A 25,951-nucleotide genomic window follows, 5' to 3' on the forward strand; every position below is an offset into this window, starting at 1 on the left:
CTCCGGACCGACCGGCCGTCCGGCCGTGGCGTCAGTCCTCGCGAGCGGCCGGCGCGGCGAACTGCGTCCGGTACAGCTCGGCGTACAGACCACCGGCGGCGAGCAGGTCGTCGTGCCGTCCGGTCTCCACGACCCGCCCGGCCTCGAGGACCACCACCAGATCGGCCTGCCGGATCGTGGAGAGCCGGTGCGCGATCACCAACGACGTCCGGCCGACCAGAGCTCGGGACAGTGCCCGCTGCACCGCGACCTCGCTCTCACTGTCCAGGTGTGCGGTGGCCTCGTCGAGGATGACGATCTGCGGTGATTTGAGCAGGAGACGCGCAATCGCCAGGCGCGCCTTCTCGCCACCGGAGAGGCGATACCCCCGATCGCCGACCACCGTGGCCAGTCCATCGGGCAGGCTGCGCACGAGCGCACCGATCTGGGCGTCGTCCAGGGCCTGCCAGATCTCTTCCTCGCTGGCGCCCGGCCGCGCGTAACCGAGGTTGGCGGCGATGGTGTCGTGGAAGAGGTGCGCATCCTGGCTGACGACCCCGATCCGGTCGCGCAGCGACTGCTGGGTGACCTCGCGGACGTCGTGGCCGCCGACGAGCACCCGGCCGGCGGAGACGTCGTAGATCCGCGGCAGCAACTGGCTGATGGTGGTCTTGCCCGCTCCGGACGGCCCGACCAGTGCCACGAGCTGCCCCGGCTCGGCGCGGAAGCTGACGCCGTGCAGCACCTCGCTGCCACCGCTGCGGTCCAGGACGGCGACATCCTCCAGCGAGGCCAGCGACACCTGCGCTGCCGTCGGGTAGGTGAAGTGCACGTCGTCGAACTCGATGTCGCGCGACCCGGCCGGCAGCTCTCGGGCCGCCGCGGCATCGCTGATCATGGGCTCGAGGTCGAGGATCTCGAAGACACGGTCGAAGCTGACCAGCGCGCTCATCACGTCCACCCGGGCATTCGACAGCGCCGTCAACGGCCCGTACAGCCGGGTCAGCAGCAGTGCCAGGGTCACCACCGTGCCGGCCGACAGCGAGCCTTCGATGGCGAAGTAGCCGCCGAGGCCGTAGACGAGGGCCTGGGCCAGCGCGGCGACCAGCGTCAGCGAGACGAAGAAGGCCCGCCCGTACATCGCCGAGGTGACGCCGATGTCACGGACCCGTGCGGCGCGGGCCCGGAAGCTGGCGTCCTCGTCGCCGGGGCGGCCGAAGAGCTTCACCAGCAGCGCGCCGGCCACGTTGAAGCGCTCGGTCATCGTCGTGTTCATCGAGGCGTTGAGGTTGTAGGACTCGCGGGTGATGTCCTGCAGGCGGCTGCCGATGCGGCGGGCCGGCAGCACGAACAGCGGCAGCATGACCAGCGAGAGCGCCGTGATCTGCCACGACAGCGTGAACATCACCGCGGCCGTCAGCACCAGCCCGACCGCGTTGGAGACCAGTCCCGACAGCGTGCTGGTGAAGGCCTGCTGGGCGCCGAGCACGTCGTTGTTCAGCCGGCTGACCAGGGCGCCGGTCTGCGTCCTGGTGAAGAAGGCCAGCGGCATGCGCTGCACGTGATCGAAGACGGCGGTCCGCATGTCGTAGATCAGCCCCTCGCCGATGCGGGCCGAGTACCAGCGCTGGGTGAACGACAGCGCAGCGTCGAGCACGGCCAGGCCGGCGATGACGAGCGCGATGCGGATGACCGCGCCGCTGCCGGAGTTGGCGGTGATGTGGTTGATCACCCGACCTGCGAGCACCGGCGTGATCACCGCGATGAGGGCGCTGCCGGTGATCAGGGCGAGGAAGACGAGCAGCTGCCGCCGGTAGCCCGCGGCGAAGGCCAGCACCCGTCGCCAGGTGCCCCGGGGGACGGACCCGACATCGCGACGCTTGCGCGCCGAACTCATCAGTCGGTACGCGCTCATCTGGTCCATCGCCATGACGGCGATGGTGCCATCGCGGACGGATCAGCCGCCGGGCGTGTCCTCGGCATCGAGCCCGGCCAGGGTCCGGAGCCGCCGGTATTGCGCGTCCCGTTCGGCGGCCTGCTGCTCCTGCTGGTCGCGTCCGGGGGCATCCCGCAGCAGGGCCTTGGTCTCGTTGGCGGCGTCCCGATCGATGGCCAGGACGGCCTGCGCGGTCCGCAGCGCCGCCGCGTCGAGCTCGTCGCGCGCAACCGCGTGCGAGGCCAGACCCAGCCGCAGCGCCTCCTCCGCGCCCACCCGCCGCCCGGTGAGGCAGATCTCGGTGGCTCGCGAGACCCCGACCATGTCGACGAGCCGCTTCGTGCCGCCGAGGTCCGGGACGATACCGATCATCGGCTCGGCCATGCAGAACGCGACGTCGTCGGCGACGATCCGGATGTCGGCACCGAGCGCGAGCTGGAAACCACCGCCGATCGCATGCCCCTGGACCGCCGCGATGGTGACCAGATCCGCGCGCGAGGACCAGTCGAAGGCCCGCTGCCAGCCCGCGATCGCCTCGGTCGCCTGCTGCCGGGGCAGCTGCGGCAGGTGCAGGATCCCCTGCTCGTGCCCCGGCGACATCAGCGCCCGGTCCAGACCGGCGGAGAAGGCCCGGCCCTCGGCCCGGATGATCACCACGCGGACCGAGGCGGGCAGCTCCGCGCGGACGCGGGTGAGCTCGTCCCACATCGTCGGCGACTGGCAGTTGAGCCGGTCGGCGGCGTCGAGGGTCACGACGGCGAGCACCGGCGCCTCGCCGGGACGAAGCTCGACCCGCAACCCGGCGTCCGGATCGGTGGCGAAGATGGCCCCGGGACGCTGGGTCGCGGGCGTGGGGTCGGTGTCGTCTGCGGTGTCGATGAGCCGAGACTAGCGGGCTACTTCTTGGCCTTCTTGGCCGCCTTCTTGGCGGTCTTCGCTGCCGCCTTCGCGGCCGGAGCGGTCTTGACCGCCGCCTTCTTGGCCGGCGCGGACTTGGCCGCCGCCGCCTTCTTGGCCGGCGCGGACTTGGCCGCGGTCTTCTTCGCGGCACCGGCCGCGGGACCGCGGGTGGCCCCGCCCCGTCCGCGCAGGGTCACGCCGGACTCCGACAGCACGCGGTGCACGAACCCGTAGGAGCGGCCGTGCGTGTCGGCCAGCTCCCGGATGCTCTTGCCCTTGTCGTAAGCCTTCTTCAGGTCACCGGCGAGCTTGCTTCTCTCCGAACCGGTGATCCGTGCGCCCTTCTTCAGCGCGGTCATGTCGCCCTCCAAGCAGATTTCCAAGCAGATGCAGTACGTGGCCGCGGGTGCGCGTCCCGTGTCAACGAGTAGCAGCAGCGGATCTTGGCGGCAATAAACCTTGCCGCTCGCCGCGAGCGACGGAACGGGGCGACCGACCCAATGTCCGGATGGCCCTACTTGCCCAGAGACCACGCGGCTAATCCGTGCCAGCGCCACGGTGGTGCGGCTTGATCGACTTCGTCCGTTTTGATCAAGGGTGACGTCGCCGTCAGGCGAGCGTGATCAGGTCCGCGAGGTCAGCACTCCACTGGTCCTCGACGCCGTCGGGCAGCATGATCACCTTGTCCGGCTCCAACGCCTCGACGGCACCCTCGTCGTGGGTGACGAGCACGATCGCGCCGGCGAAGGTGTGCAGCGCATCCAGCACCTGCTCGCGGCTCACCGGGTCGAGGTTGTTGGTCGGCTCGTCCAGCAGCAGCACGTTCGCCGCGCTGGTGACGAGCATGGCCAGTGCGAGCCGCGTCTTCTCACCGCCGGAGAGCACGCCCGCCGGCTTGTCGACGTCGTCACCGGTGAAGAGGAAGGCGCCGAGGATCTTGCGCAGCTCGGTGTCGTTGAGGTCCGAGCGACCGACGCTGGAGGCGGCGGTCCGCATGTTCTCCAGGATCGTCCGATCGTGGTCCAGGGTTTCGTGCTCCTGGGCGTAGTAACCCAGCCGCAGGCCGTGGCCGGGGACGACCTCGCCGGTGTCGGGGCGCTCGGCCCCGGCGAGCAGCCGCAGCAGGGTCGTCTTGCCGGCGCCGTTGAGACCGAGGACGACCACCCGGGCGCCGCGGTCGATGGCGAGGTCCACGCCGGCGAAGACCTCGAGCGATCCGTAGGACTTCGACAACCCCTCGGCCGTGAGCGGCGTCTTGCCGCAGGGCGCCGGCGCCGGGAACCGGAGCCGGGCGACCCGGTCCTGCACGCGCACCTCGGCCAGGCCGGCCGAGAGCGCCGCGGCACGGCGGTCCATCTGGTGCGCGGCGCGCGCCTTGGTCGCCTTGGCCCGCATCTTGTCGGCCTGCTTGGTGAGGGTCTCGATCTTGCGCTCGGCATTGGCCCGCTCGCGGACCCGCCGCTTCTCGTCGGCCTCCCGCTGCTTGAGGTAGGTCTTCCAGTCGACGTTGTAGACGTCCACGGCCGAGCGGTTGGCGTCGAGGTACCAGACCTTGTTCACGACGGCGTCGAGCAGCTCGACGTCGTGGCTGATGAGGATCAGTCCCCCGGTGTGCTGCTTGAGGAAGTCACGCAGCCAGGTGATCGAGTCGGCGTCGAGGTGGTTGGTGGGCTCGTCCAGCAGCAGCGTCGTGGGTTCGGCACCGGAGTCGGCGAAGAGGATGCGCGCCAGCTCCACCCGGCGGCGCTGTCCGCCGGAGAGGGTCTGCAGCGGCTGCGCCAGCACCCGGTCCGGCAGGCCGAGGTTCGCGCAGATCCGCGCCGCCTCGCTCTCCGCAGCGTATCCGCCGAGAGCGGTGAAGCGTTCCTCCAGCGAGCCGTAGCGGCGCAGTAGTCGCTCGTCATCAGGACGCTCGGTGAGCTCGACCTGGGCCTTGGCGATGTCGGTGACGAGCGTGTCGAGCCCGCGGGCCGAGAGCACCCGGTCGCGCGCCAGCACCGACAGGTCACCGTCGCGTGGGTCCTGCGGCAGGTACCCGACCGGTCCGGTCACCTCGAGCCGCCCGGTGTGGGGCATGGTCTCGCCGGCGAGCACCCGCAGGCTGGTGGTCTTGCCCGCACCATTGCGCCCGACCAGACCGATGCGGTCGCCAGGTTGCACGCGCAGCGTGCTGGGCTCGAGCAGGATGCGCGCTCCGGCGCGCAACTCCAGGTCATGTGCGGTGATCATCGCGTCTTTCCGGGTAGAGAACGGGCGGGGCGGCAAGCCCCGGGTCAGCTGCGGAAACGGACGATCACGACCTCCAGGGTACCGGCCGCAGCGCGCTGCTCCGGCCACTGCGGAAGGATCGCGGGATGCGGTACAACGACGACGCCCAGCTCGACACCAGCGAGGTGACCGACGCCCGGGGGTCGAGTGGCGGCAGCGCCATGGGGGCGGGCGTCTTGCCGCTGCTGCTCGGCCTGCTCTTCCGCGGCCGGACCGGCAAGGCCGGGTGGGGACTCATCGTCGTCGCGGCTCTCGCCTACGTCGCCTTCAGCTACTTCGGCGGCGGTTCGGGCACCGGTTCGGGCGTGCTGGACTCCCTCGGTCGCGACGGCAACGCCAGCCAGGCCGACAACCGTGAGCTGGCCAAGGAATGCCGCACCGGTGCCGACGCCAACGACAAGCTCGAGTGCGCCATCGTCGCGGACATCAACTCCATCCAGGACTACTGGGCCGGCAGCGGGTACGAGACCGTCGCGCAGGGCGTGCGGGGCGCAGCACCGCGCTACACGAACGTCGACACCACCTTCTTCACGGGCCGGATCAACACGGCATGCGGCAGCGCGGACTCCAGCGCCGGTCCGTTCTACTGCCCCGGCGATGACCTCGTCTACATCGACCTCGGCTTCTACGACCAGCTGAAGTCGCAGTTCGGGGCAGCGGGTGGGCCGCTGGTGAACGCGTACGTACTGGCCCACGAGTACGGCCACCACGTCCAGGATCTGCTCGGCACCGAGGCGACGGTGCGGTCCCGCCAGGGCGCGTCGTCGGACTCGGTCCGGTTGGAGTTGCAGGCCGACTGCTACGCCGGGGTGTGGATGAACCACGCGACGCAGCCGCAGGGCGAGCAGCCCGCCCTCATCGTCGACATCTCACAGGGCGACCTGGACAGCGCCGTCGACGCCGCGCAACGCATCGGCGACGACTACATCCAGGGCAGGCTCGGCGGGGGCAGCGTCGACCCCGACTCGTTCACCCACGGCACCTCGGCTCAGCGCAAGAAGTGGCTCACCACCGGGTACCGCACCGGCGACCCCCGCCGCTGCGACACCTTCGCGACCGACAACCTCGGCTGATCCGTCCCCCCGACGCCGCGGTCCCGCATCCTAGACGTCTCCGCACCACCGCCAGGGAGGACGGTCATACCCCGCGGAAGGTCCGGCGGTAAGCAGCGGGTGAGAGCCCGACGGCGTCCCGGAGTCGCAGCCGCAGCGTGGCACCGGTGCCGAGACCGGAGCGACGAGCGACCTCATCCACGCCGAGGTCGGTGGACTCCAGCAGGTGCCGGGCGTGCTGCAGTCGCTGCGCCGCGACCCAGGCGCCCGGCGAGGCCCCGGTCTCCTCCCGGAAACGCCGGTTGAAGGTGCGCAGGCTCATCCGGGCAGCGCGGGCGAGCCGAGCCACGTCCAGCGGCTCGGCGAGGTGCCCCAGCGCCCACTCGCGCGCCCCGGCCGTGGAGTCCCGGGCCGGCTCGGGCACGGGACGCTCGATGAACTGTGCCTGCCCGCCGTCCCGCCAGGGCGGCACCACGCAGTGGCGTGCCACGCGATTGGCGACGGCGGTGCCGTGGTCCCGACGGATGACGTGCAGGCACAGGTCCACGCCCGCGGCCAGCCCGGCCGAGGTCAGGACGTCGCCCTCGTCCACGAAGAGCAGATCCTCGTCCAGCTCGACCTGCGGGTACAGCGCCCGGAACTCGTCGGCGTGCGCCCAGTGGGTCGTCGCGCGTCGCCCGTCGAGCAGACCAGCGGCGGCCAGGACGAAGGCGCCGGTGCAGATCGACATGATCCGCGCCTGCGGTCGGATGGTCGCCAGCGCGTCCCGGACCTCGTCGGGCAGCGTGCCGTGCCGGCGCGGTCCCCGGATGCGGGTACCGGGCACCACCACCGTGTCCGCCGTCGCCAACGTCGACAGCTCACCGCCGGGCACGATCGCGTACCCGTTGTCGGTGGGCACCGGGGCGCCGTCGAGCGAGACCATCGTCGTCTCGTAGAGCGGCTGTCCGGCATCGTCCAGCGCCTCCCCGAAGAGCTGCGGCGGGATGACACCGTCGTAGCCGATGACCGGTGCCAGCAGCAGGACGACGACGCGATGCACCATGGCAGGATCTTTTCACACAATGTCATTCCTGCCACTGGTCGAGGCCGGAGCGACTGACTCAGACTCGACGCCGTGAGACTCCACCGCGCCTGGCTCGTCGCCGGCGTCACGTTCGCCGCCATGCTCGGCGCCGCCGCCTTCCGCTCCGCTCCCGGCGTCATGCTGGAACCGCTGCACGACGAGTTCGGCTGGTCGCACGGCACCATCGGCACCGCGATGTCGATCAACATGGCGCTCTACGGCGTGATGGCGCCGTTCGCCGCAGCCATGATGGAGCGCTTCGGCATCCGGCCGGTGGCCGCGGGGGCTCTGGTCGTGATCGCCCTGGGCGCCGGCGCGACGGTGGTCATGGACTCGGTCTGGCAGCTCTGGCTCTTCTGGGGCCTGCTGGTGGGGGCCGGCACGGGGTCACTGTCGATGGCGCTGGTGCCGTTGGTCACCGGGCGCTGGTTCGTCGCCCGGCGCGGACTCGTCAGCGGCGTCCTCACCGCGGCGAGCGCCACCGGGCAGCTGATCTTCCTTCCCCTGGTCGCCGCGATCACCGACCACCACGGCTGGCGGCCGGCGTCGGTGGTCATCGCCCTCGCCGCGCTCGCGGTGGTCCCGCTCGTGCTGCTCCTGCTTCGCGATCATCCGCACGACATCGGCACGCTGGCCTACGGCGCCACCGACGCCTACCCCGGCCCGCCGCCCAGCGCGCGCGTCGGCAACAGCGGCCGGCATGCCCTGACGGTGCTGCGCGACGCGGCCCGGACGCCGGTCTTCTGGCTGCTGGCCGGCTCCTTCGCCATCTGCGGCGCCACCACCAACGGCCTCATCCAGACCCACTTCATCCCGGCCGCCCATGACCACGGCATGCCCGCGACCGTGGCCGCGTCGCTGCTCGCCCTCATCGGCGTCTTCGACGTCATGGGCACCGTCGCGTCCGGCTGGCTCACCGACCGGGTGGACCCGAGGCTGCTGCTGGTGACCTACTACGTCGGCCGCGGGCTCGCACTCCTCCTGCTGCCGTCACTGCTCTCGGCCGACACCACCCCCAGCACCTGGGTCTTCATCCTCTTCTACGGTCTGGACTGGGTGGCCACCGTGCCGCCGACCGTCGCGTTGTGCCGAGAGCACTTCGGCGAGCGCGCCGCCGTCGTCTTCGGCTGGGTCTTCGCTTCACACCAGCTGGGCGCCGCCGTCGCCGCCTCCGGTGCCGGCGTGATCCGGGACCTCCGCGGCAGCTACGACCTGGCCTTCTACGTCGCGGCCGCCCTCTGCGCCGCCGCGGCCCTGCTGTGCCTCAGCGTCGTGTCGAGCGCGCCACGCCCGGCCGTCGCCGAGCGCCCCGCCGTACCCAGCCCGGCGACGAAGGAGTAGACAGAAAGGGACATACCGGACGCGCGCGGGGAGGCCGCCATGAGCCGACACGAACAGTGGGACATCGTCACCGACGTCGGGCTCACCGCCCTCATCGTCGCCGCCGGACGGGCGGTGGAGACGAACGGCCCCCACCCGCTCATCCGGGATCCATGGGCCGAGCGCTTCGTCCTCGCGGCGCATCCGCCGGTGCCGCTGGCGACGCATCCGGTCCCACCGGCAGACGACAGCGAGGACGAGCTCTGGCAGATGATGTCGTCCTACATGGGGGTCCGCACCCGCTGGTTCGACGAGTACTTCACCGCCGCCACCAACCGCGGGGTCCGGCAGGCCGTCATCCTCGCCGCCGGTCTGGACAGCCGCGCGCTGCGGCTGCCGTGGCCGGAGGGGACGACCGTCTTCGAGATCGACCAGCCGGCGGTCCTGGCCTTCAAGGACGAGGTCATTGCCAGCCACGACGGCCGGCCGGCGTGCCGGCGCATCACCGTGCCGGTGGACCTACGCGACGACTGGCGCGCTGCGCTGTCGGCGGCCGGATTCGATCCGGCACAGCCGACTGCCTGGCTCGCCGAGGGGCTGCTCCCCTACCTGCCGGCCGAGGCCGAGACGGCGCTGCTGGCCACCGTCACCGAACTCTCCGCCGCCGGATCCGCCGTCGAGATCGAGAACTTCACCAACCTCGTCTCCCAGGTCCAGGACCCCACCTTCCGCCGTCTCGCCGGCAAGTTCGGCGTCGACATGCCGGCTCTGCTGCACGAGGACGACCGTGAGGATGCCGGCGACTGGCTGGCGCGGCACGGCTGGCACGTCGAGCAGGAACTCGCCGCCGACATCGCCGCGAGCTACGGCCGGGAACTCGACCCGCTCAGCTCCCGACTCAACGCCAAGAGCGTGTACCTGACGGCGACGCGGTAGTCCTCACCGGACGGCCGCGGGCTCACCCTTCAGGTCGGCGCGCCGCGCCGCGGCGAAACCGCCGAACGGCACGATCGACTCGGCCAGCACCACGAGCGTGGTGCGGGCATCCCACCGCAGTCGACGGCGCACCTCGAAGACGGCGAGGCCGACGTAGACGATGAAGAGCACGCCGTGGACGGGGCCCATCACCTTGACGCCGGCCTCCTGCATCGGGTCGGTCGTGTACTTGACGATGGTGGCGACGATCAGCAGCAGCCACGACACCGCCTCCACGACGGCGACGACGCGGAAGACCTTCAGGACGTTCATGTGAATGCGCTCTCCCCGGTGATCGCCCGTCCGACGATCAGAGTGTTGATCTCGCGCGTGCCCTCGTAGGAGTAGAGGGCCTCGGCGTCGTTGAAGCGCCGGGCGAGGCCGTACTCGAGCAGGATGCCATTGCCACCCATGAGCTCCCTGGCGGCCGCCGCGCTCTCCCTCAGCTTGATCGTGCAGAGCGCCTTGGCCAGCGCGCCCTGCTCGTCGACGAAGCTCCCCTCGTCCTGCAGCTGAGCGCTGCGGACCGCGACCCCCATGGCGGCGGTGAGGTTGCCGAGGATGTCGGCGAGGTGCTTCTGCACCAGCTGGAAGCCGCCGATCGGACGCCCGAACTGGACGCGGTCCTTGGCGTACTGGACCGCCACCTCGTAGATGCCGGTCATGACACCCACTGCACTCCAGGCCACACTGCCGCGGGTGCTGCGCAGCACCGTGTTGGTGTCGTCGAAGGAGTTGGCCCGCTGCAACCGGTTGGCCTCGGGGATGCGGACCTCGGTGAAGGTGAGGTCGGCGTTCTGCGTGCCCCGCAGCGCCAGTTTGTTCTCCATCTTGGTGGCGGCGAAGCCCGGCATCTCCTTCTCGACGACGAAGCCCTTGACCTGGTCGTCGGCGACGTCGCGCGCCCACACCACGATGAGGTCGGCGAAGGTGCCGTTGCCGATCCAGCGCTTGGCGCCGTCGAGGATCCAGTCGTCCCCGTCACGGCGGACGGTCGTCTCCAGGCCGCCGGCCACATCGGAACCCCCGTGCGGCTCGGTGAGGGCGAAGGCGCCGACGAGATCGAGTCGGCGCATCGCGGGCAGCCAGCGCTCCCGCTGCTCGTCGCTGCCGCAGTGGAAGATGCTGCCCATCGCGAGCCCGCTGTGGACGCCGTAGAAGGTCGCGAAGGAGGCGTCGATGCGGGCCAGCTCCAGCGCGATGAACCCGGACAGCAGCCGTCGGCGGGCGGGACGGTCGGGCAGGTCGAGACCCACGCCCATGATGTCGAGCTCGGCCAGCGTGCCGATCAGCTCGTACGGGAACTCCGCGCGTGCCCAGTAGTCGTCGGCGATCGGGTCAACGTTGGTCTCGAGCCAGTCCCGCAGCTCGTGCAGGGTCTTGGTCTCGTCGTCGGTCAGCAGACCGCGGTAGCCGAAGAAGTCCGGGTCGATGTCGGCGCGCGCGCCGGGCACGGGGTCGCTCATGGACCCTCTATACCCGTCCGAATCAGGATCAGACGTTGAAGCCCAGTGCCCGCAGCTGCTCGCGGCCGTCCTCGGTGATCTTGTCCGGACCCCACGGCGGCATCCAGACCCAGTTGATCTTCACCTCGGTGGCGAGCGGCTTGGGACCGCCGGTGAGCGCGGAGTGCGCCTGGTCCTCGATGACGTCGGTGAGCGGGCAGGCCGCGGACGTCAGCGTCATGTCCAGCGTGATCGTGGTGCCGGAATCGGCGGTGGCGACGTCCACGTCGTAGAGCAGGCCCAGGTCGACGACGTTGATGCCGAGCTCGGGGTCGACGACGTCGCGCATGGCCTCGTCGATCTCGTCGCGGGAGGGAACCGCGGTCGCGGTCTCGGTCATGACGTGCTCTCCTCTGTGGTCCAGCCGGCCTCGGCCACGGCGCTCTTCATCGCCATCCAGCCGAGCAGTGCGCACTTCACGCGTGCGGGGTACTTCGAGACACCCTCGAAGGCGACAGCGTCCTCCAGCTCGTCGGCCTCGGCCTCGGTCAGCTCGGCCTGGCCGCGCGACTGCATCAGCTCGAGGAACTTCCGCTCGAGACCGAGGGCGTCGGTGACGGGCTTGCCCGCGACGAGGCCGCTCATGACCGATGTCGAAGCCTGGCTGATGGAGCAGCCCTCGCCGTCCCAGCCGAGGTCGGCGATGGCGCCGTCGACGACCTTGACGCGCAGCGTCACCTCGTCACCGCAGGTCGGGTTGACGTGGTGCACCTCGGCGTCGAAGGACTCCGGCAGGGCTTTGTGCTGCGGGTGCTTGTAGTGGTCCAGGATGATCTCCTGGTACATGCTCTCCAGTTGCGGCGCAGTCACGCGAACATCTCCTTGACCTTCTCGATCCCGGCCACCAGGGCGTCGACCTCGTCGGTGGTGCTGTACACCCCGAAGGACGCTCGCGTGGTCGCCGGTATTCCGTAGCGGACGCAGACGGGGCGGGCGCAGTGGTGTCCGGCACGGACGGCAATGCCCTCCTCGTCCAGCAGCTGTGCCACGTCGTGCGGGTGGACGCCGGTGACGGTGAAGGCGATCGTGGCACCGCGCGATTCGGGGGTGTTCGGCCCGACGACGGTGACGCCGTCGACGGCGTTGAGCTTGTCCAGCGCGTAGGTGACCAGCTCGTGCTCGTGCTGCGCGACGGCCGCCATGCCCAGCTCGCTGATCCAGTCGATGGCGGCGCCCAGCCCGACCGCCTCGGCGATCATCGGGGTCCCGGCCTCGAAGCGGTGCGGCGGTGCGGCATAGGTCGTCCCCGCCATGTCGACGGTCTCGATCATCTCGCCGCCGCCGAGGAAGGGCGGCATAGCGGCGAGCAGGTCGTAGCGTCCCCAGAGCACGCCCACGCCGGTCGGGCCGTAGAGCTTGTGGCCGGTGAAGGCCAGGAAGTCGACGTCCAGCGCCTGCACGTCCACCGGGATGTGCGGCGCGGACTGCGAGGCGTCGAGCACGGTCAGGGCACCGACCTGCTTGGCCCGCGCCACGATCCGCTCGACATCGTTGATGGTGCCGAGGGCGTTGGACTGGTGTACGAACGCGACGATCTTGGCGCGCTCGGTGATCGTCTGCTCGATGTCCTGCAGCCGGCCCTCGTCGTCGATGCGGATCCACGTGAAGGTCGCACCGGTGCGCTGCGCCAGTAGCTGCCACGGCACCAGATTGCTGTGGTGCTCCATCTCGGTCACGACGATCTCGTCGCCGGGGCCGAGGCGGAAGCGCTCGGCACCGGGGAACGTCGTCGCGTTGGACAGCGAGTAGGCGATGAGGTTCAACGCCTCGGACGAGTTCTTGGTGAAGATCACCTCGTCGCGGCGGGGCGCGTTGAGGAACCGCGCGACCTTGTCACGCGCGTCCTCGAAGGCCGTCGTCGCCTCGGAGCCGAGGGTGTGGACCGCGCGGGCGACATTGGCGTTGTGCTGCGCGTAGTGCGTCGTCATCGCGTCGAGCACCTGCTGCGGCTTCTGCGCGGTGTTGGCGCTGTCGAGGTACACCAACGGCTTGCCGTGAACCTCGCGCGACAGGATCGGGAAGTCCTTGCGGACGGCCTCGACGTCGATGCTCATCTGGTGTCCTTCTGCTTTTGGCGGCCTGGCTTGGGATACCAAGTCAGGCCGCCAAAACCGATGTGGTGGGTCAGGCGCTGGCGGTCTCGGGGACGCCGAAGCGCGCGTAGCCCTCGTTCTCGAGCACGTCGGCGAGCTCCTTGCCGCCGGACTCGACGATCTTGCCGTCGAAGAAGACGTGCACGAAGTCGGGCTCGATGTAGCGCAGGATGCGGGTGTAGTGGGTGATCAGCAGCGTGCCGATGCCCTGGTTCTCGCGGACCCGGTTCACGCCCTGGCTGACGACGCGCAGGGCGTCGACGTCCAGGCCGGAGTCGGTCTCGTCCAGGATGGCGATCTTGGGCTTGAGCAGTTCCAGCTGCAGGATCTCGTGGCGCTTCTTCTCGCCGCCGGAGAAGCCCTCGTTGACGCTGCGGTCGGCGAATGCCTTGTCCATCTCGAGCTCGGCCATCGCCCCCGAGACCTCCTTGACCCAAGTGCGCAGCTTCGGCGCCTCACCGCGGGTGGCGGTGGCCGCGGTCCGCAGGAAGTTCGACACCGAGACACCGGGGACCTCGACGGGGTACTGCATCGCGAGGAAGAGCCCGGCGCGGGCGCGCTCGTCGACGGACATCGCCAGGACGTCCTCGCCGTCGAGGGTCACCGAGCCACCGGTGACGGTGTACTTGGGGTGACCGGCGATGGAGTAGGCCAGCGTGGACTTGCCCGACCCGTTCGGCCCCATGATCGCGTGGGTCTGCCCCGAACTCACCGACAGATCGACGCCCTTGAGGATCTGGGTGTCGGTGTCGGTGACCTTGACGTGCAGGTCCTTGATCTCCAGCGTTGCCATCAGTTCTCGTTCTCGCTCTCGTTGTCGTCCGTGCTCGGCGCGAAGCCGAGGCGGGCCTCGATCGCGCTCATCAGCTGCTGCTGCAGGTCCGGGACGCCGATCCGGTCGATGACGTCGGCGAAGAATCCGCGGACGACCAGGCGGCGCGCCTCCTCGTCCGGGATGCCGCGCGACTGCAGATAGAACAGCTGCAGGTCGTCGAAGCGTCCGGTGGCACTCGCGTGGCCGGCACCGACGATGTCGCCGGTCTCGATCTCCAGGTTCGGCACCGAGTCGGCGCGGGCCCCGTCGGAGAGCAGCAGGTTGCGGTTCATCTCGTAGGTGTCTGTGGCCTTCGCCTCCGGCCGGATGCGGACGTCGCCGATCCAGACCGTGCGAGCCGAGTCGCCCAGCAGCGCGTTCTTGTACAGCACATCCGAGCTGCAGTTCGGCTGCGAGTGGTCCACCAGCAGCCGCGTCTCGAAGTGCTGGTCGTCGCCGGCGAAGCTGACGCCGAGGAGCTCGGCCCGGCCACCGGGTGCGGCGAAGCGGACCGTCGGCACGAGCCGGACCACCGACCCGCCGAGGGTGATGTTGTGGTGCCGGAACTTGGCGTCACGCCCCACCGCGGCGGTGTGCGCGCTGAGGTGGATCGTGCCGGGCTCCCAGTCCTGGATCGTCACGACCGTCAGCTGGGCGCCGTCGTCCACGACGAACTCGACGTTGGCGGCGTCGCCCGTCTGGCCGGTGTGCCGGAAGACGACAGTCGACTCGCTGAAGCGTCCGGCGTGGACGATGACGTGCCCGTAGTTGCGGCCGGGCGCGCCCTTGACGTCCACGACGACCGGACGGTCGGGGCGGGCGTCGGCGGCGATGTCGATGAGCAGAACGTCCTGCACATTGGCCATCGCCAGCGCGGCGACCCGGTCCGCGGGCTGGGCGGCCCGACCGAAGAGCTCGTGCGTGCGGTCCACGATCGACTGGGTGACACCGTCCGGGGCGTCCACCGTGACCTGTTCGCTGCCGTCCGGAGCGAACGGGACGAAGAAGTCACGCACGCGGGTGAGCGGGGTGAACCGCCAGTCCTCCTGATGCGTGCTCGGCTCGGAGAAGGCCTCCGGGTCGCGCGAGGTGAAACGCTCGGCCGGCGATCCGGTCGGCTTCAGTACTGCGGTCACTAGCCGACCGCTCCTTCCATCTGCAGTTCGATCAGGCGGTTGAGCTCGAGCGCGTACTCCATCGGCAGCTCGCGGGCGATCGGCTCGACGAAGCCGCGCACCACCATGGCCATGGCCTCGTCCTCGGAGAGACCCCGGCTCATCAGGTAGAAGAGCTGGTCCTCGCTGACCTTGGAGACCGTCGCCTCGTGACCCATCGAGACGTCGTCCTCACGGACGTCGACGTAGGGGTAGGTGTCCGAGCGGCTGATGTCGTCGACCAGCAGCGCGTCGCACTTCACGGTCGAGGCCGAGTGGTGAGCGCCCTTGTTGACCTGCACCAGACCGCGGTAGGACGTCCGGCCGCCGCCACGCGCCACCGACTTGCTGATGATGGTCGAGGAGGTGTGCGGCGCCAGGTGCAGCATCTTCGCGCCGGCGTCCTGGTGCTGGCCCTCGCCCGCGAACGCGATCGAGAGCACCTCGCCCTTGGCGTGCTCGCCGGTCATCCAGACGGCCGGGTACTTCATCGTGACCTTGGAGCCGATGTTGCCGTCGACCCACTCCATGGTGGCGCCGGCCTCGGCCTTGGCCCGCTTGGTGACCAGGTTGTAGACGTTGTTCGACCAGTTCTGGATCGTCGTGTAGCGGCACCGGCCACCCTTCTTCACGATGATCTCGACGACGGCCGAGTGCAGCGAGTCCGACTTGTAGATCGGCGCGGTGCAACCCTCGACGTAGTGCACGTAGGCGTCCTCGTCGACGATGATCAGCGTCCGCTCGAACTGACCCATGTTCTCGGTGTTGATCCGGAAGTAGGCCTGCAGCGGGATCTCGACGTGCACGCCCTTCGGCACGTAGATGAACGAACCGCCGGACCACACCGCCGTGTTCAGCGCGGAGAACTTGTTGTCACCGGACGGGATGACGGTGCCGAAGTACTCCTCGAAGAGCTCGGGGTGCTCCTTCAGCGCGGTGTCGGTGTCCATGAAGATGACGCCCTGGCGCTCGAGTTCCTCGTTGATCTGGTGGTAGACCACCTCGGACTCGTACTGCGCCGCGACACCGGCGACGAGGCGCTGCTTCTCCGCCTCGGGGATGCCGAGCTTGTCGTAGGTGTTCTTGATGTCCTCGGGCAGGTCGTCCCAGCTGGCGGCCTGCTTCTCCGTCGAGCGGACGAAGTACTTGATGTTGTCGAAGTCGATCTCCGACAGGTCCGAGCCCCAGTTGGGCATCGGCTTCTTGTCGAAGATGGCGAGCGCCTTGAGCCGGCGCTGCAGCATCCATTCCGGCTCGCTCTTCTTGGCCGAGATGTCCCGGACGACCGCCTCGGAGAGGCCGCGCTGCGCGCTCGCGCCGGCGATGTCGCTGTCGGCCCAGCCGTAGCCGTAACGGCCGAGCTGGTCGATCTGCTCGTCCTGGGTGAGCGTGCGCTCGGGGGCTGTGGTCATGAAGCGGTCCTCCCGGAATGGGTGGGTGTTTCGGTGAGCGGTACATGGGTCGTGCAGACGCCGTCGCCGTGAGCGATCGTCGCCAAGCGTTGGACGTACGTGCCGAGGACGGCCTCGAAGGCCCGGGTCTCGGCCTCGCACAGCTGCGGGAACTCGGCGGCGACGTGCGCCACCGGACAGTGGTGCTGACAGATCTGAACGCCCGACGCCCCACCGGGTGTTCCCACCGTCTGGGTCGTCGAAGCGTAGCCGTGAGTCGAGAGCGCGCCGGCCAGGGCGTCCGCGCGCTGGGTGACCGGCGCGGCGCCGTCCACGTCGTCGGCCAGCTGCGCGGCCAGGGTCCGGGCGCGGTGCTCGGCGAAGCCGGTGACCGCCTGATCCCCACCGGTCTCGCGCAGATAGCGCAGTGCGGTGTTGGCGAGGTCGTCGTAACCGTGCGGGAAGGCGGCGCGGCCGGCGTCGGTGAGCGCGTAGGTGCGGGCCGGACGGCCCCGTCCCCGGTTGGCGTTGGGGCGCGGCTCGCGCTCGACGAGCAGGCCGTCGGCGACGAGGGCGTCGAGGTGGCGACGGATCGCCGCCGCGGACAGTCCCAGGCGGCAGGCCAGGTCGGCGGCCGACTGCGGCCCGCGCTCCAGGATCGACCGGGCGACGGCGTCGCGGGTGCCGGCGGCACCGTCGAGAACGTCCGTCTTGATTTTCACAACACCAGTATGACGTATTTGCCACGGCGTCGCACCGAAGGCATGCCTGGGTGGTCGCGGTCACGTCGCACCCCGTCGCCGGCGGCCCGGTAGTTTCAGCAGCCGTGCTGTACCGGAGCCTCGAACTCACCCTCGCGCCGGCATTGCGCGGCATCTACCGGCCGCATGTGACCGGTGAGCACCACGTCCCGCGCGAGGGTGGCGTCATCGTGGCGGCCAACCACGTCTCCTTCGCCGACGAGGTCTTCACCCCGCTCGCGGCCCGGCGGCAGATCTTCTACTTCGCCAAGGCCGAGTACTTCACCACGCCGGGTCTGCGCGGTCGCGCCATGGCCGCTTTCTTCAACGGCCTCGGTCAGGTCCCGGTGGAGCGCGGCGACCTCCGCTCGGCCGCCGCCGTCATCGACATCGGCGTCGAGGTGCTCGCCTCGGGCAAGGCCCTCGGCATCTATCCCGAGGGCACCCGCTCCCCGGACGGTCGGCTGCACAAGTTCCGGACCGGGGTGGCGCGCCTCGCCCTGCGCAGCGGCGCCCCGGTGCTGCCGGTCGGCATCGTCGGCACGCCGGACGTCCAACCCGTGGACAGCAACCGCTGGCACCGGGCACCGCGCGGGCACGTCCAGGTCCACTTCGGCGAGCTGCTGCGCTTCGGCCACCTCGCCGAGCAGGAACGCAGTGCCCGGGTGCTGCGTCAGGTCACCGACGAGATCCGGGTCGCCATCCAGGGGCTCTCGGGGCAGGAGTACGTCGACACCTACGGCTCGAACGTCAAGGCTGCGGAGTAGCTGCGTCCTGCAGTCCCCGCCGCAGTTCCCGCCCGATCACCTCCGCCCCGCGCCCCGCCGAGTGGTCGATTTCGACGCCCAGTGGTCGCGGGCGGGCCGACCACTCGCACCCGAATTCGACCACTCGGCAGGCGGGCGGGCGGTGGTCACGGTCGCGTCCCGGGTCACGACCGGACGGGCGCGGCGCGACGGCGCGGGATCCGTTCCTAGACTGACGGGGTGACTGCCGCCGTCGAGATCGTCGATCTCGTCAAGAGCTACGGCGCGACACACGCCGTGGCCGGCCTGTCGCTGACCGTCGAGGCCGGCTCGGTGCTCGCCCTGCTCGGCCCCAACGGCGCCGGCAAGACCACGACCATCGAGATCTGCGAAGGCTTCCGCCAAGCCGACGCGGGCACCGTCCGTGTCCTCGGCCGCGACCCGGTCGCCGACGCCGCCGCACTCAAGCCCCGGGTCGGCGTGATGCTGCAGGAAGGCATCGGCGGCTACACCGGTGCCGGCGCGCTGGAGCTGCTCACCCTCTTCGCCTCCTACGCCCTGCACCCGCACCGTCCCGCCGAGCTCCTTTCGGTCGTCGGTCTCGGCGACGCCGCGCGGACGCCGGTCAAGCGGCTCTCCGGTGGGCAGCAGCAGCGCCTCTCGCTGGCGCTGGCGCTGGTGGGACGTCCCGAGCTGGTCTTCCTCGACGAGCCCACCGCCGGCATGGACCCGCAGTCGCGACGCGGCACCTGGGAGCTGATCGACACGCTGCGCCGCGACGGCGTGAGCGTCGTGCTCACCACCCACTTCCTGGACGAGGCCGAGCAACTGGCCGACGACGTCGTCGTGATGGACGGCGGCCGCGTCGTCGCGCAGGGCTCGCCGGCGGAGCTGACCCGCTCCGGGGCAGAGGGGCAGATCCGGTTCCGCGCCGTCGCCGGCCTGCCGCTGCCCGACCTGCTGGCTCAGCTGCCGGCCGGCAGCAACGCCGTCGAACCCGTACCGGGCCAGTACCTCGTCACCGCCGAGGTGACGCCGCAGCTGCTCGCCACCCTCACCGCCTGGTGCGCCTCGCAGCAGGTCATGGCCGACGACCTGCACGTCGAGAAGCGCACCCTCGAGGACGTCTTCCTCGACCTCACCGGACGGGAGCTGCGGGCATGAACCCGGCCACCACCACGGCGCCGTCCTACGCGCCCGCGCCGGGGGCAGCCTCCCGGCGTCGCATGCTCGCCGCGCAGACGGGCATCGAGTTCAAGCTGCTGCTGCGCAACGGCGAGCAGGTGGGGCTGACGCTGCTCATCCCGCTGCTGCTGCTCTTCTTCTTCAACCTGCCGCTGCTCTACTCCCTCGGCGTGCAGCGGCGCATCGATTACGTCGTGCCGAGCATCATCGCGCTGGCGGTGATGTCCGCCGCCTTCACCGGCCTGGCCATCGGCACCGGTTTCGAGCGCAAGTACGCCGTCCTGAAACGCCTCGGCGCCACCGCACTGCCCCGCTCGGTGCTCATCGGCGGCAAGACCTTGTCGGTGCTACTGCTCGAAGTGGTTCAGATCGTGCTCATCTGCGGGGTGGGCTTCGCCCTGGCCTGGCAGCCACACGGCGATCCCCTCTTCGCGGCGGCGCTGGTCATCATGGGGACGCTGGCCTTCGGCGGGCTCGGCCTGCTGGTGGCGGGGACCCTCAAAGCCGAGGTGACGCTGGCGGCGGCGAACCTGATCTGGCTGGTGCTGCTCTTCGCCGGTGGCATCGCCATCCCGCTCGACCGTTTCGGCTCGGTCGCGCAGAACGTGCTGCAGTACCTGCCGTCGGCCGCGCTCTCCGACGGGCTGCACCAGGTCTTCGAGGGCGGCCACGGCTACCCGCTGCGCGACGTCGTCACCCTCACCGTCTGGGCCGCCGTCGCGCTGCCGGCCGCCGCCCGGTGGTTCCGATGGGAGTGATGACCGAGCCGGTGGCCGAGCCCACGGGACGGCTGCGCCGGCGTCCCACGGCAACACTGCTGCGGCGCCTCGCGGTGGCGTCGGTGGTGTCGAACGTCGTCATCGTCGTCACCGGCGGTGCGGTGCGGCTGTCGGACTCCGGCCTCGGCTGCCCGACCTGGCCGCGCTGCACCGACGATCGGCTCACCGTCACCTCGGCGTCGTCGATCCACGGCTTCGTGGAGTTCGGCAACCGGCTGCTGACCTTCGTCCTCGTCGCGATCGCGCTCGCCACTTGGGTCGTGGCCATGCTGCGACGGACCGAACGGCGCCTGGCCACCGTCGCCGCCCTGGGCATCCCCGCCCAGGCCGTGCTCGGCGGGATCACCGTGCTGACCCACCTCAACCCGTGGCTGGTGGCGTCGCACTTCCTGCTCTCGATGGTGATCATCGCGATCACATTCCTGCTGTGGTGGCGGGTACGCGCCGACCCTCCGGTGGCCGAGCCCACCGGCCGGCTGCTGGCCCGGCTCACCGCCGCGGCAGCCGCGATCACGCTCGTCATCGGCACCGTCGTCACCGGCAGCGGACCACACGCCGGCGATGTCACCGACGGTCGGGTACGCCGCACCGGCCTCAACCCGGCGTCGATGTCGCAGCTGCACGCCGATGCCGTGATGGTCCTGATCGGACTCTCCGTCGGCCTGGTGATCCTCGTCCACGTGGTGACGGCGGGGGCGGCGCTGCGACGGGCGGCCTGGCTGCTGCTGGCCGTCGAGCTCGCGCAGGGCGTCGTCGGCTACACCCAGTACTTCCTGCACCTGCCCGAGCTGCTGGTCGGGGTGCACATGCTGGGGGCCTGCCTGGTGTGGCTCGCTGCCCTCAACGTCCTCTTCGCCAGCGACAACCGTGCGGCACCGGCGAGGCTCAGAACAGCTGGCTGAGCGTGTGGATCGCCAGACCGGCGAGCGCACCCACCACCGTGCCGTTGATGCGGATGAACTGCAGGTCACGACCCACCTGCAACTCCAAACGTCGGCTGGTCTCCTCGGTGTCCCAGCGGGCGACCGTCGTCGAGATGACGTCGGTCAGGTCCTCGGCGTAGTGCGAGGCGACGTGCCCGGCAAGCCGGCTCAGCGCGCTGTTGACGCGCTCGCGGACGTTCTCGTCGTCGCGCAGCACCTCGCCGGCGCGGACCGTGAGCGACACCGCCGAGCGGCGCAGGTCCGAGTCGGGGTCGTTGGTCTCGTTGAGCAGGAGCGCCTTCATCGAGTCCCAGAGCTGGTTGAGGTACTCGTGGATGCGCGGGTGGTCCAGCAGCTGGTCACGCGCCGCCTCCACCTTGGCGATCCGCTCGGGGTCGTGGCGGAGCTGGTCGGCGAGATCGCGCAGCTGGGTGTCGAAGCCCTTGCGCAGCTGGTGCTCGTCCTGGTCGATGACGTCGGCGAGGAAGGACTGCGACCACTTGAAGCCGGTGTTGAAGAGCTGCTCGTCGACGAAGGACGGCAGCCAGGACTCCTGGTCCACCCGGCGCCGGAACTCGTCGCGGTTGGTGTCGAGGAAGCGGCGACTGCCGCGCAGGAAGAGGGTGAGCGCCGCCTGATGCTGACCGGCATCGCAGATGGCCTCGAGGACGCGCCCGAGCAGCGGGGCGATGTCGAGTTCGCGGAGTCGCTTGTCGGCGAAGGCGGCGACGGCGGTCCGGATCTGGTCGTCGCGCAGCACGGTGGCCATGCCGCTGATCGCGTTGCTGAGTTCCTCGCCCAGGCGCTCGGCGTGCTCGGTGTCGGCCAGCCAGTCCCCCACCCGCTCCGGCACCTTCGCGGCGGAGACGCGCTCGGCGACGACCTCGGTGGTGAGGAAGTATTCCTGGACGAAGCCGGCCAGGCCTTCGCCGATCTGATCCTTCTTGCGCGGGATGATCGCGGTGTGCGGGATGGGCAACCGCAGCGGATGCCGGAACAGCGCGGTGACGGCGAACCAGTCGGCCAGCCCGCCCACCATGGAGGCCTCGGCGGTCGCCTCGACATAACCCCAGAAGCCGGTGCCGTCGGTGAGGAGGCGGCAGAGCACGTAGACGACCGCGGCCACGATCAGCAGGCTGACCGCCACCCGCTTCATCTTGCGCAGGGCGTCGATGCGCTCCTGCTTCACCTCGGGCATCGCCACGGCGCCCGGCGTCTGCGTCCCCGCCGGCTCCGGTGGTGCAGCGACCCGGCGCGGCCTGCCGGGGCCCGGCGCCGGTCGCGTCCCGCGGCCGGTCTCGGTGGTGCTCACGCGCGCGCCGCGATCGCGGCGGCGAAGCGGTCGGCAGCCCCGTCGGCGTACCCGAGGAAGAGCGACGGCTCGGTGAGCTCGAGTTCGGTCACCACCGGGCCACCGCCGGTGGGCAGCAGGTCGACGCGCGCATAGAGCGGTTCACGACCGAATCGTTCCCTCACGAACTCCACTGCACGCGCTCCCACGGCGAGTTCGTCGTCACCCGGTTGCCGGGTGGTGATGTTCTCCGGCACGAACAGGGACGCACCGGAGACCGGGTGGGCGGCGTCGGCGGTGAGCATCGGCCCCTTGCGGATCGCATGGCTGAAGCTGCCCGCGGCATACAGCAGCGCGGTCTCCCCGGCGGTGTCGACGCCGTCGAGAAATGGCTGGACGAGGGCGGTGCGACCAGCGGCCTGGAGCGCCGCCGCATGCGCCAGCGCGGCGGCATCGGCGTCGGGGGTGCCGACAGCGAAGCGCCCCGCCCCACGCGAACCGGCACCGACCGACGGCTTGATCACGACTTCGGCGACCTCCGAGGGCAGCGCGACCCGCTCCCCCGGCGCGAAGAACTGCGACGGGACGGTCGGGACGCCCGCGGCCGCGAGATCGCCGAGATAGACCTTGTCGGTGTTCCACGCGACGATTTCGGCGGGATTGCTGAGCCGCGGCACCGTCTGCGTCCAGGCGAGGAACTGCGGCAGTGCCGCGTGGTAGTCCCACGTCGAGCGGAGCACGACCGCGGTCTCGTCCCAGCGTTCGTCCGGGTCGGACCAGACCGCCCAGCGGGCCGTCACGCCCGCGGCGGCGAGGGCGGCCACCAGGTGGGCGTCGTCGGGGTCGCCCTGCGGCAGGTCGGCGCAGGTCGCGAGCAGGACGGACGCGCGGTGGTCGGGCATGACAGCGATCCTAGGGAAGTGCTCCCCGCCGGCCCTGCGCGCGCGACGCCGACCGGCGTGTGACGATCGGGACTCGACCCCTGCATTCCGGAGAGTGACCCGATGGCCGACGCCGGCTGGTATCCCGACGCGCACGACCCCCAGTCGCAGCACTACTTCGACGGCACCCGGTGGACGGGCCACCGCCGTCCCTATCCCGTCTCACCGGCCGAAGAGACGGTGCGGCGCGGCGACCTCGGCCCGGCCGCGAGCGGGAGCCGGGAGGTCCCGCCGCAGGGACATGGAGAGCAGGCCTACGGACAGCCGGGCGTCGGACAGCGGGCCTACGGACAGCCGGGCCCCGGACAGCCGGCCTACTACGGACAGCCGGCACAGCCCGGATACGGGCAGCAGCCGACACAGAGCTGGGGCGTCCCGGCCGGGTACGGAGCGCACCCCGCCGGGACCGCGTCCGCGCCGGTCGGCGGCGGTCCCGCGAGGAGGCGACGCACCCCGCTGCTGGCCGGCGGCGCCGTCCTGGCCCTGCTGGTGGCGGCCGGCGTCACCTACCTGGTGTGGCCCGACGACGACCCGGCCATGACCTACCGGGGCCGGGAGATCGCCGACGCCGCGCAGACGCTGACCAAGGGCGAGGCCGTCGTGGCGAAGGCGGTGGCGGCCCGCCACGGCAACTCCGGCGACGACACCCGGTGTTACTTCGCCCGTCCGAAGCGGGCGCAGGACGGCGCCAAGGGCAGCGACATCGACGACGCGCTGCGCTGCGGCCCGGTCCTCTTCGTCGACGGTGAGCGCTCGGCGGCCTACCTGGAGGTGCCGCTGAGCGACAGCAACGAGGGCTCGAAGGTAACCCTGACGCCCCGCGCCGATCTCGGGACGACCGACCCCGTCGCGTTGGACTCGGACCTGCAGCTCGTCCGGCCGGACGGCAAGACGCCCCCCACCGCCCACGGCGGGGCCGGCAACCTCACCGTGCCGGCGCCGCAGCGGGCCGCGACGAACGTCCTCACCACCGGGCCGCTCTCCGCCGGCGACCGGGCCAAGGCCGTGGACCTCCGCGTCACCGGCAGATCGGTGTCGATGACCCTCACCGAGCTGGCCCGCATCACGCGCTACGGCACCGGGGACGACGCCCGCTCGGCGCCGAGCGGGCAGCAGCTCATCGCCTTCACGCTGCGCTACGGCGCCGGTGATCTCAGCGCGGACGGCCGGAGTGCGGCCACCCTGCGCGTCGGTGGCAGCAGCCGCCCGGTGCCGACGCCGACCGGTGACGACTACGTGATCGCGGCGATCCCGACATCGGGTGCCGAGCTGGTCCTCACCGACGGCGGCGTCAGCCAGACCATCTCGTTGCCGGCGGGGACGGCCGGCGCGAACAATGTCGCCCTCTTCTCCCGCTCGACGCGACGCGTCGAGCTCAACAAGAGCTTCTCGACGCCGGTCCGGCTCAAGCAGGGCAGCCGGACCGGCAAGGCGACGCTGCGCACGACGGCGCGATTCGCGCGGCTGGACTTCTGGACGCTCGGCACCACCCGGCCGTCGAGCACGCGGCAGGCGTTCCTCACCGTCGGGCTGCAGTTCACGGTGAAGGGCGATCGCACCGTGTACGCCTTCAGCCCGGGCCAGCTGAGCCTCAAGGTGGGCGGGACGACCTACCGCGCCCGCGACATCCTGCCCGGCAGCAAGATCCTCGATGCCTTCGTCGTCCCGGCCGACTTCACCCGCGGCACGCTGGTCATCTCGGGGACGACCAAGACCGGACGGCTGACCACGACGGTGACGTCGAGCCGCAGCGTCACGATCTCGATCCCGCGCTGAGCGGGTCCGGCCGCGCGCCGGGGCGCGTCAGCGGACGAAGGTGTCGACGGCGACGGCGACGAAGACGAAGGCCAGGTAGCTGTTCGAGAGATGGAACAGCTGCATGGCCGCCTTCGGGTGGCCAGCGGTGGGGCTGCCGGGACGCGTGCCGGCGAGCAGCCGGTAGGCGGCCCCGAGCAGCGCCACACCGGCGGCGGCGGCGAGGACGCCGTAGACCCAGCCCGTGGCCAGCGGCCAGAGCGCGAGCGACGCGGCGACGGTGAGCCAAGAGTAGGCGACGATCTCGCGGGCGACCCGCTGTGGACCGGCCACGACCGGCAGCATCGGCACCCCGGCGCGGGCGTAATCCTCGCGGTAGCGGATCGCCAGCGCCCAGAAGTGGGGCGGCGTCCAGAAGAAGACGACGGCGAAGAGGACCACTGGCGCCCAGGCCAGCGAGCCGGTGACCGCTGCCCAGCCGATCAGCACCGGCATGCAGCCAGCCGCCCCGCCCCAGACGATGTTCTGGGCCGTACGGCGCTTGAGCAGCATCGTGTAGATGACGACGTAGAAGGCGATGGCTGCGGCGGTGAGCCCGGCGGCGAGCCAGTTGGTGATCGCTCCCATGGTGCCCACCGCGATGACACCGAGAGCCACGCCGAAGACCAGCGCCCCCCGCGGCGAGACCTCGTGGCGCGCCAGCGGCCGGTGGCCGGTACGGCGCATCACCGCGTCGATGTCACGGTCCACGTAGCAGTTGAGGGCATTGGCGCTGCCCGCGGCGAGGGTGCCGCCGACCATCGTCGCCACGACCACCCACCACTCGGGCAGGCCCCCCGCAGCCAGGATCATGGCCGGCAGCGTGGTGACGAGCAGCAGCTCGATGATCCGGGGCTTGGTGAGCGCGACATAGGCCGCGACGGCACCGCGGCGACGGCCCGGACGGCGACCGCGCGCGGCCGTCTCGTCACCGGACGTTGATGTCGCCGACGGCTCCTCGTGGCCCGCGTGTACGGGCGCCACCGGAGTCTGCGTCACGAGGCCCAGGGTAACCGCCGCTCCGGGGTGCGCCGCACGCAGGCTCAGCGTCCCGCCGGTCCCCCGGCGACGACGCGCCTACCCCACCAGGCGTGCCCGC

At 70.8% G+C, this 25,951-nt stretch carries 24 protein-coding genes and 1 pseudogene; 8 read left to right on the top strand and 17 right to left on the bottom strand.

All coding sequences use genetic code 11. The features are described from left to right. Positions 1–31: 31 nt before the first annotated feature. The 4 genes and pseudogenes from AC0NZQ_RS17695 to AC0NZQ_RS17710 all read right to left on the bottom strand — a co-directional run bounded on the left by AC0NZQ_RS17695 (position 32) and on the right by AC0NZQ_RS17710 (position 5,044). The gene (locus AC0NZQ_RS17695; RefSeq protein WP_474531444.1) at positions 32–1,894 is read right to left on the bottom strand and encodes an ABC transporter ATP-binding protein; all 1,863 of its coding nucleotides are present in this window, start codon (positions 1,892–1,894) and stop codon (positions 32–34) included. A gap of 42 nt (positions 1,895–1,936) precedes the next feature. Then, entirely contained in the window at positions 1,937–2,713 is a 777-nt protein-coding gene (locus AC0NZQ_RS17700; protein WP_474531313.1) for an enoyl-CoA hydratase/isomerase family protein, read from the bottom strand. 245 nt (positions 2,714–2,958) lie between these two features. Next, positions 2,959–3,174: pseudogene (locus AC0NZQ_RS17705) on the bottom strand (helix-turn-helix domain-containing protein); the annotation flags it as partial. Between the two features lie 250 nt (positions 3,175–3,424). Beyond that, positions 3,425–5,044, bottom strand: a complete 1,620-nt coding sequence (locus AC0NZQ_RS17710) for an ABC-F family ATP-binding cassette domain-containing protein (protein WP_474531314.1) — start codon at positions 5,042–5,044, stop codon at positions 3,425–3,427. Between the two features lie 125 nt (positions 5,045–5,169). Here AC0NZQ_RS17710 and ypfJ point away from each other — a divergent pair, with 125 nt between their 5' ends. Further along, the gene (ypfJ, locus tag AC0NZQ_RS17715; RefSeq protein ID WP_474531315.1) at positions 5,170–6,156 is read left to right on the top strand and encodes a KPN_02809 family neutral zinc metallopeptidase; all 987 of its coding nucleotides are present in this window, start codon (positions 5,170–5,172) and stop codon (positions 6,154–6,156) included. Between the two features lie 64 nt (positions 6,157–6,220). Here the strand turns inward: ypfJ and AC0NZQ_RS17720 are convergent, their stop codons facing one another. Continuing rightward, on the bottom strand, positions 6,221–7,180 hold the full coding sequence (locus tag AC0NZQ_RS17720) for a GlxA family transcriptional regulator (RefSeq protein ID WP_474531316.1): 960 nt from the start codon (positions 7,178–7,180) through the stop codon (positions 6,221–6,223). 120 nt (positions 7,181–7,300) lie between these two features. On the opposite strand from AC0NZQ_RS17720, the gene AC0NZQ_RS17725 reads away from it, so the two are divergent. Continuing rightward, positions 7,301–8,542: an MFS transporter gene (locus AC0NZQ_RS17725; protein ID WP_474531445.1), complete on the top strand. Its 1,242-nt coding sequence runs from the start codon at positions 7,301–7,303 to the stop codon at positions 8,540–8,542. A 39-nt stretch (positions 8,543–8,581) separates the two neighbouring features. Further along, positions 8,582–9,457 carry a class I SAM-dependent methyltransferase gene (locus tag AC0NZQ_RS17730; protein WP_474531317.1) on the top strand — a complete coding sequence of 292 codons (876 nt, stop codon included), beginning with the start codon at positions 8,582–8,584 and terminating at the stop codon, positions 9,455–9,457. 3 nt (positions 9,458–9,460) lie between these two features. Here AC0NZQ_RS17730 and AC0NZQ_RS17735 read toward each other — a convergent pair whose 3' ends face one another. The 9 genes from AC0NZQ_RS17735 to AC0NZQ_RS17775 form a co-directional block, all read right to left on the bottom strand. Then, positions 9,461–9,769: a DUF3817 domain-containing protein gene (locus AC0NZQ_RS17735; protein ID WP_474531318.1), complete on the bottom strand. Its 309-nt coding sequence runs from the start codon at positions 9,767–9,769 to the stop codon at positions 9,461–9,463. After that, entirely contained in the window at positions 9,766–10,962 is a 1,197-nt protein-coding gene (locus AC0NZQ_RS17740) for an acyl-CoA dehydrogenase family protein (protein WP_474531319.1), read from the bottom strand. Before AC0NZQ_RS17740 ends, AC0NZQ_RS17735 begins: the two co-directional genes overlap by 4 nt. Positions 10,963–10,990: 28 nt before the next feature. Then, the gene (locus tag AC0NZQ_RS17745) at positions 10,991–11,341 is read right to left on the bottom strand and encodes a metal-sulfur cluster assembly factor (protein WP_474531320.1); all 351 of its coding nucleotides are present in this window, start codon (positions 11,339–11,341) and stop codon (positions 10,991–10,993) included. Further along, the gene (gene sufU / locus AC0NZQ_RS17750) at positions 11,338–11,787 is read right to left on the bottom strand and encodes a Fe-S cluster assembly sulfur transfer protein SufU (RefSeq protein WP_474531446.1); all 450 of its coding nucleotides are present in this window, start codon (positions 11,785–11,787) and stop codon (positions 11,338–11,340) included. The genes AC0NZQ_RS17745 and sufU overlap by 4 nt, the downstream gene beginning before the upstream one ends. 20 nt (positions 11,788–11,807) lie before the next feature. Then, complete coding sequence (locus AC0NZQ_RS17755; RefSeq protein WP_474531321.1) at positions 11,808–13,055, bottom strand: cysteine desulfurase; 1,248 nt, start codon at positions 13,053–13,055, stop codon at positions 11,808–11,810. Between the two features lie 70 nt (positions 13,056–13,125). Beyond that, on the bottom strand, positions 13,126–13,887 hold the full coding sequence (gene sufC / locus AC0NZQ_RS17760) for a Fe-S cluster assembly ATPase SufC (protein ID WP_474531322.1): 762 nt from the start codon (positions 13,885–13,887) through the stop codon (positions 13,126–13,128). Further along, positions 13,887–15,044, bottom strand: coding sequence for a Fe-S cluster assembly protein SufD (sufD, locus tag AC0NZQ_RS17765; RefSeq protein ID WP_474531323.1), 1,158 nt, complete (start codon positions 15,042–15,044; stop codon positions 13,887–13,889). The genes sufC and sufD overlap by 1 nt, the downstream gene beginning before the upstream one ends. Beyond that, the gene (gene sufB / locus AC0NZQ_RS17770; RefSeq protein ID WP_474531324.1) at positions 15,044–16,474 is read right to left on the bottom strand and encodes a Fe-S cluster assembly protein SufB; all 1,431 of its coding nucleotides are present in this window, start codon (positions 16,472–16,474) and stop codon (positions 15,044–15,046) included. Before sufB ends, sufD begins: the two co-directional genes overlap by 1 nt. Continuing rightward, the gene (locus AC0NZQ_RS17775) at positions 16,471–17,175 is read right to left on the bottom strand and encodes a helix-turn-helix transcriptional regulator (protein WP_474531325.1); all 705 of its coding nucleotides are present in this window, start codon (positions 17,173–17,175) and stop codon (positions 16,471–16,473) included. The genes sufB and AC0NZQ_RS17775 overlap by 4 nt, the downstream gene beginning before the upstream one ends. Positions 17,176–17,279: 104 nt before the next feature. Here AC0NZQ_RS17775 and AC0NZQ_RS17780 point away from each other — a divergent pair, with 104 nt between their 5' ends. The 4 genes from AC0NZQ_RS17780 to AC0NZQ_RS17795 all read left to right on the top strand — a co-directional run bounded on the left by AC0NZQ_RS17780 (position 17,280) and on the right by AC0NZQ_RS17795 (position 20,805). Beyond that, positions 17,280–17,960 carry a lysophospholipid acyltransferase family protein gene (locus tag AC0NZQ_RS17780; protein WP_474531326.1) on the top strand — a complete coding sequence of 227 codons (681 nt, stop codon included), beginning with the start codon at positions 17,280–17,282 and terminating at the stop codon, positions 17,958–17,960. A gap of 219 nt (positions 17,961–18,179) precedes the next feature. Then, positions 18,180–19,103, top strand: coding sequence for an ABC transporter ATP-binding protein (locus AC0NZQ_RS17785; RefSeq protein ID WP_474531327.1), 924 nt, complete (start codon positions 18,180–18,182; stop codon positions 19,101–19,103). Then, positions 19,100–19,882, top strand: a complete 783-nt coding sequence (locus AC0NZQ_RS17790) for an ABC transporter permease (RefSeq protein WP_474531328.1) — start codon at positions 19,100–19,102, stop codon at positions 19,880–19,882. The genes AC0NZQ_RS17785 and AC0NZQ_RS17790 overlap by 4 nt, the downstream gene beginning before the upstream one ends. Further along, entirely contained in the window at positions 19,882–20,805 is a 924-nt protein-coding gene (locus AC0NZQ_RS17795) for a COX15/CtaA family protein (protein WP_474531329.1), read from the top strand. Before AC0NZQ_RS17790 ends, AC0NZQ_RS17795 begins: the two co-directional genes overlap by 1 nt. Here the strand turns inward: AC0NZQ_RS17795 and AC0NZQ_RS17800 are convergent. Continuing rightward, the gene (locus tag AC0NZQ_RS17800; RefSeq protein ID WP_474531330.1) at positions 20,789–22,138 is read right to left on the bottom strand and encodes a DUF445 domain-containing protein; all 1,350 of its coding nucleotides are present in this window, start codon (positions 22,136–22,138) and stop codon (positions 20,789–20,791) included. The two genes, AC0NZQ_RS17795 and AC0NZQ_RS17800, sit on opposite strands and share 17 nt — an antisense overlap. Continuing rightward, positions 22,135–23,019, bottom strand: a complete 885-nt coding sequence (locus AC0NZQ_RS17805) for an ATP-grasp domain-containing protein (RefSeq protein ID WP_474531331.1) — start codon at positions 23,017–23,019, stop codon at positions 22,135–22,137. Before AC0NZQ_RS17805 ends, AC0NZQ_RS17800 begins: the two co-directional genes overlap by 4 nt. Before the next feature lie 102 nt (positions 23,020–23,121). Between AC0NZQ_RS17805 and AC0NZQ_RS17810 the strand changes: the two genes are divergently transcribed. Further along, the gene (locus AC0NZQ_RS17810; protein WP_474531332.1) at positions 23,122–24,834 is read left to right on the top strand and encodes a DUF2510 domain-containing protein; all 1,713 of its coding nucleotides are present in this window, start codon (positions 23,122–23,124) and stop codon (positions 24,832–24,834) included. A gap of 27 nt (positions 24,835–24,861) precedes the next feature. Here the strand turns inward: AC0NZQ_RS17810 and AC0NZQ_RS17815 are convergent, their stop codons facing one another. After that, the gene (locus AC0NZQ_RS17815) at positions 24,862–25,851 is read right to left on the bottom strand and encodes a heme o synthase (RefSeq protein WP_474531333.1); all 990 of its coding nucleotides are present in this window, start codon (positions 25,849–25,851) and stop codon (positions 24,862–24,864) included. Positions 25,852–25,951: the final 100 nt, after the last annotated feature.

It is taken from the genome of Jatrophihabitans sp. sgz311053, assembly GCF_056135305.1.

Excerpts from the sequence above, each read along its gene's own strand:
- AC0NZQ_RS17795 (WP_474531329.1), top strand. The coding sequence starts at position 19,882 with ATGACCGAGCCGGTGGCCGAGCCCACGGGACGGCTGCGCCGGCGTCCC.
- AC0NZQ_RS17710 (WP_474531314.1), bottom strand. The coding sequence starts at position 5,044 with ATGATCACCGCACATGACCTGGAGTTGCGCGCCGGAGCGCGCATCCTG.
- sufB (WP_474531324.1), bottom strand. The coding sequence starts at position 16,474 with ATGACCACAGCCCCCGAGCGCACGCTCACCCAGGACGAGCAGATCGAC.
- AC0NZQ_RS17755 (WP_474531321.1), bottom strand. The coding sequence starts at position 13,055 with ATGAGCATCGACGTCGAGGCCGTCCGCAAGGACTTCCCGATCCTGTCG.
- AC0NZQ_RS17740 (WP_474531319.1), bottom strand. The coding sequence starts at position 10,962 with ATGAGCGACCCCGTGCCCGGCGCGCGCGCCGACATCGACCCGGACTTC.
- sufU (WP_474531446.1), bottom strand. The coding sequence starts at position 11,787 with ATGTACCAGGAGATCATCCTGGACCACTACAAGCACCCGCAGCACAAA.
- AC0NZQ_RS17695 (WP_474531444.1), bottom strand. The coding sequence starts at position 1,894 with ATGAGCGCGTACCGACTGATGAGTTCGGCGCGCAAGCGTCGCGATGTC.
- AC0NZQ_RS17720 (WP_474531316.1), bottom strand. The coding sequence starts at position 7,180 with ATGGTGCATCGCGTCGTCGTCCTGCTGCTGGCACCGGTCATCGGCTAC.
- AC0NZQ_RS17790 (WP_474531328.1), top strand. The coding sequence starts at position 19,100 with ATGAACCCGGCCACCACCACGGCGCCGTCCTACGCGCCCGCGCCGGGG.
- AC0NZQ_RS17805 (WP_474531331.1), bottom strand. The coding sequence starts at position 23,019 with ATGCCCGACCACCGCGCGTCCGTCCTGCTCGCGACCTGCGCCGACCTG.
- AC0NZQ_RS17745 (WP_474531320.1), bottom strand. The coding sequence starts at position 11,341 with ATGACCGAGACCGCGACCGCGGTTCCCTCCCGCGACGAGATCGACGAG.
- AC0NZQ_RS17810 (WP_474531332.1), top strand. The coding sequence starts at position 23,122 with ATGGCCGACGCCGGCTGGTATCCCGACGCGCACGACCCCCAGTCGCAG.
- AC0NZQ_RS17735 (WP_474531318.1), bottom strand. The coding sequence starts at position 9,769 with ATGAACGTCCTGAAGGTCTTCCGCGTCGTCGCCGTCGTGGAGGCGGTG.
- AC0NZQ_RS17725 (WP_474531445.1), top strand. The coding sequence starts at position 7,301 with ATGCTCGGCGCCGCCGCCTTCCGCTCCGCTCCCGGCGTCATGCTGGAA.
- ypfJ (WP_474531315.1), top strand. The coding sequence starts at position 5,170 with ATGCGGTACAACGACGACGCCCAGCTCGACACCAGCGAGGTGACCGAC.
- sufC (WP_474531322.1), bottom strand. The coding sequence starts at position 13,887 with ATGGCAACGCTGGAGATCAAGGACCTGCACGTCAAGGTCACCGACACC.
- AC0NZQ_RS17730 (WP_474531317.1), top strand. The coding sequence starts at position 8,582 with ATGAGCCGACACGAACAGTGGGACATCGTCACCGACGTCGGGCTCACC.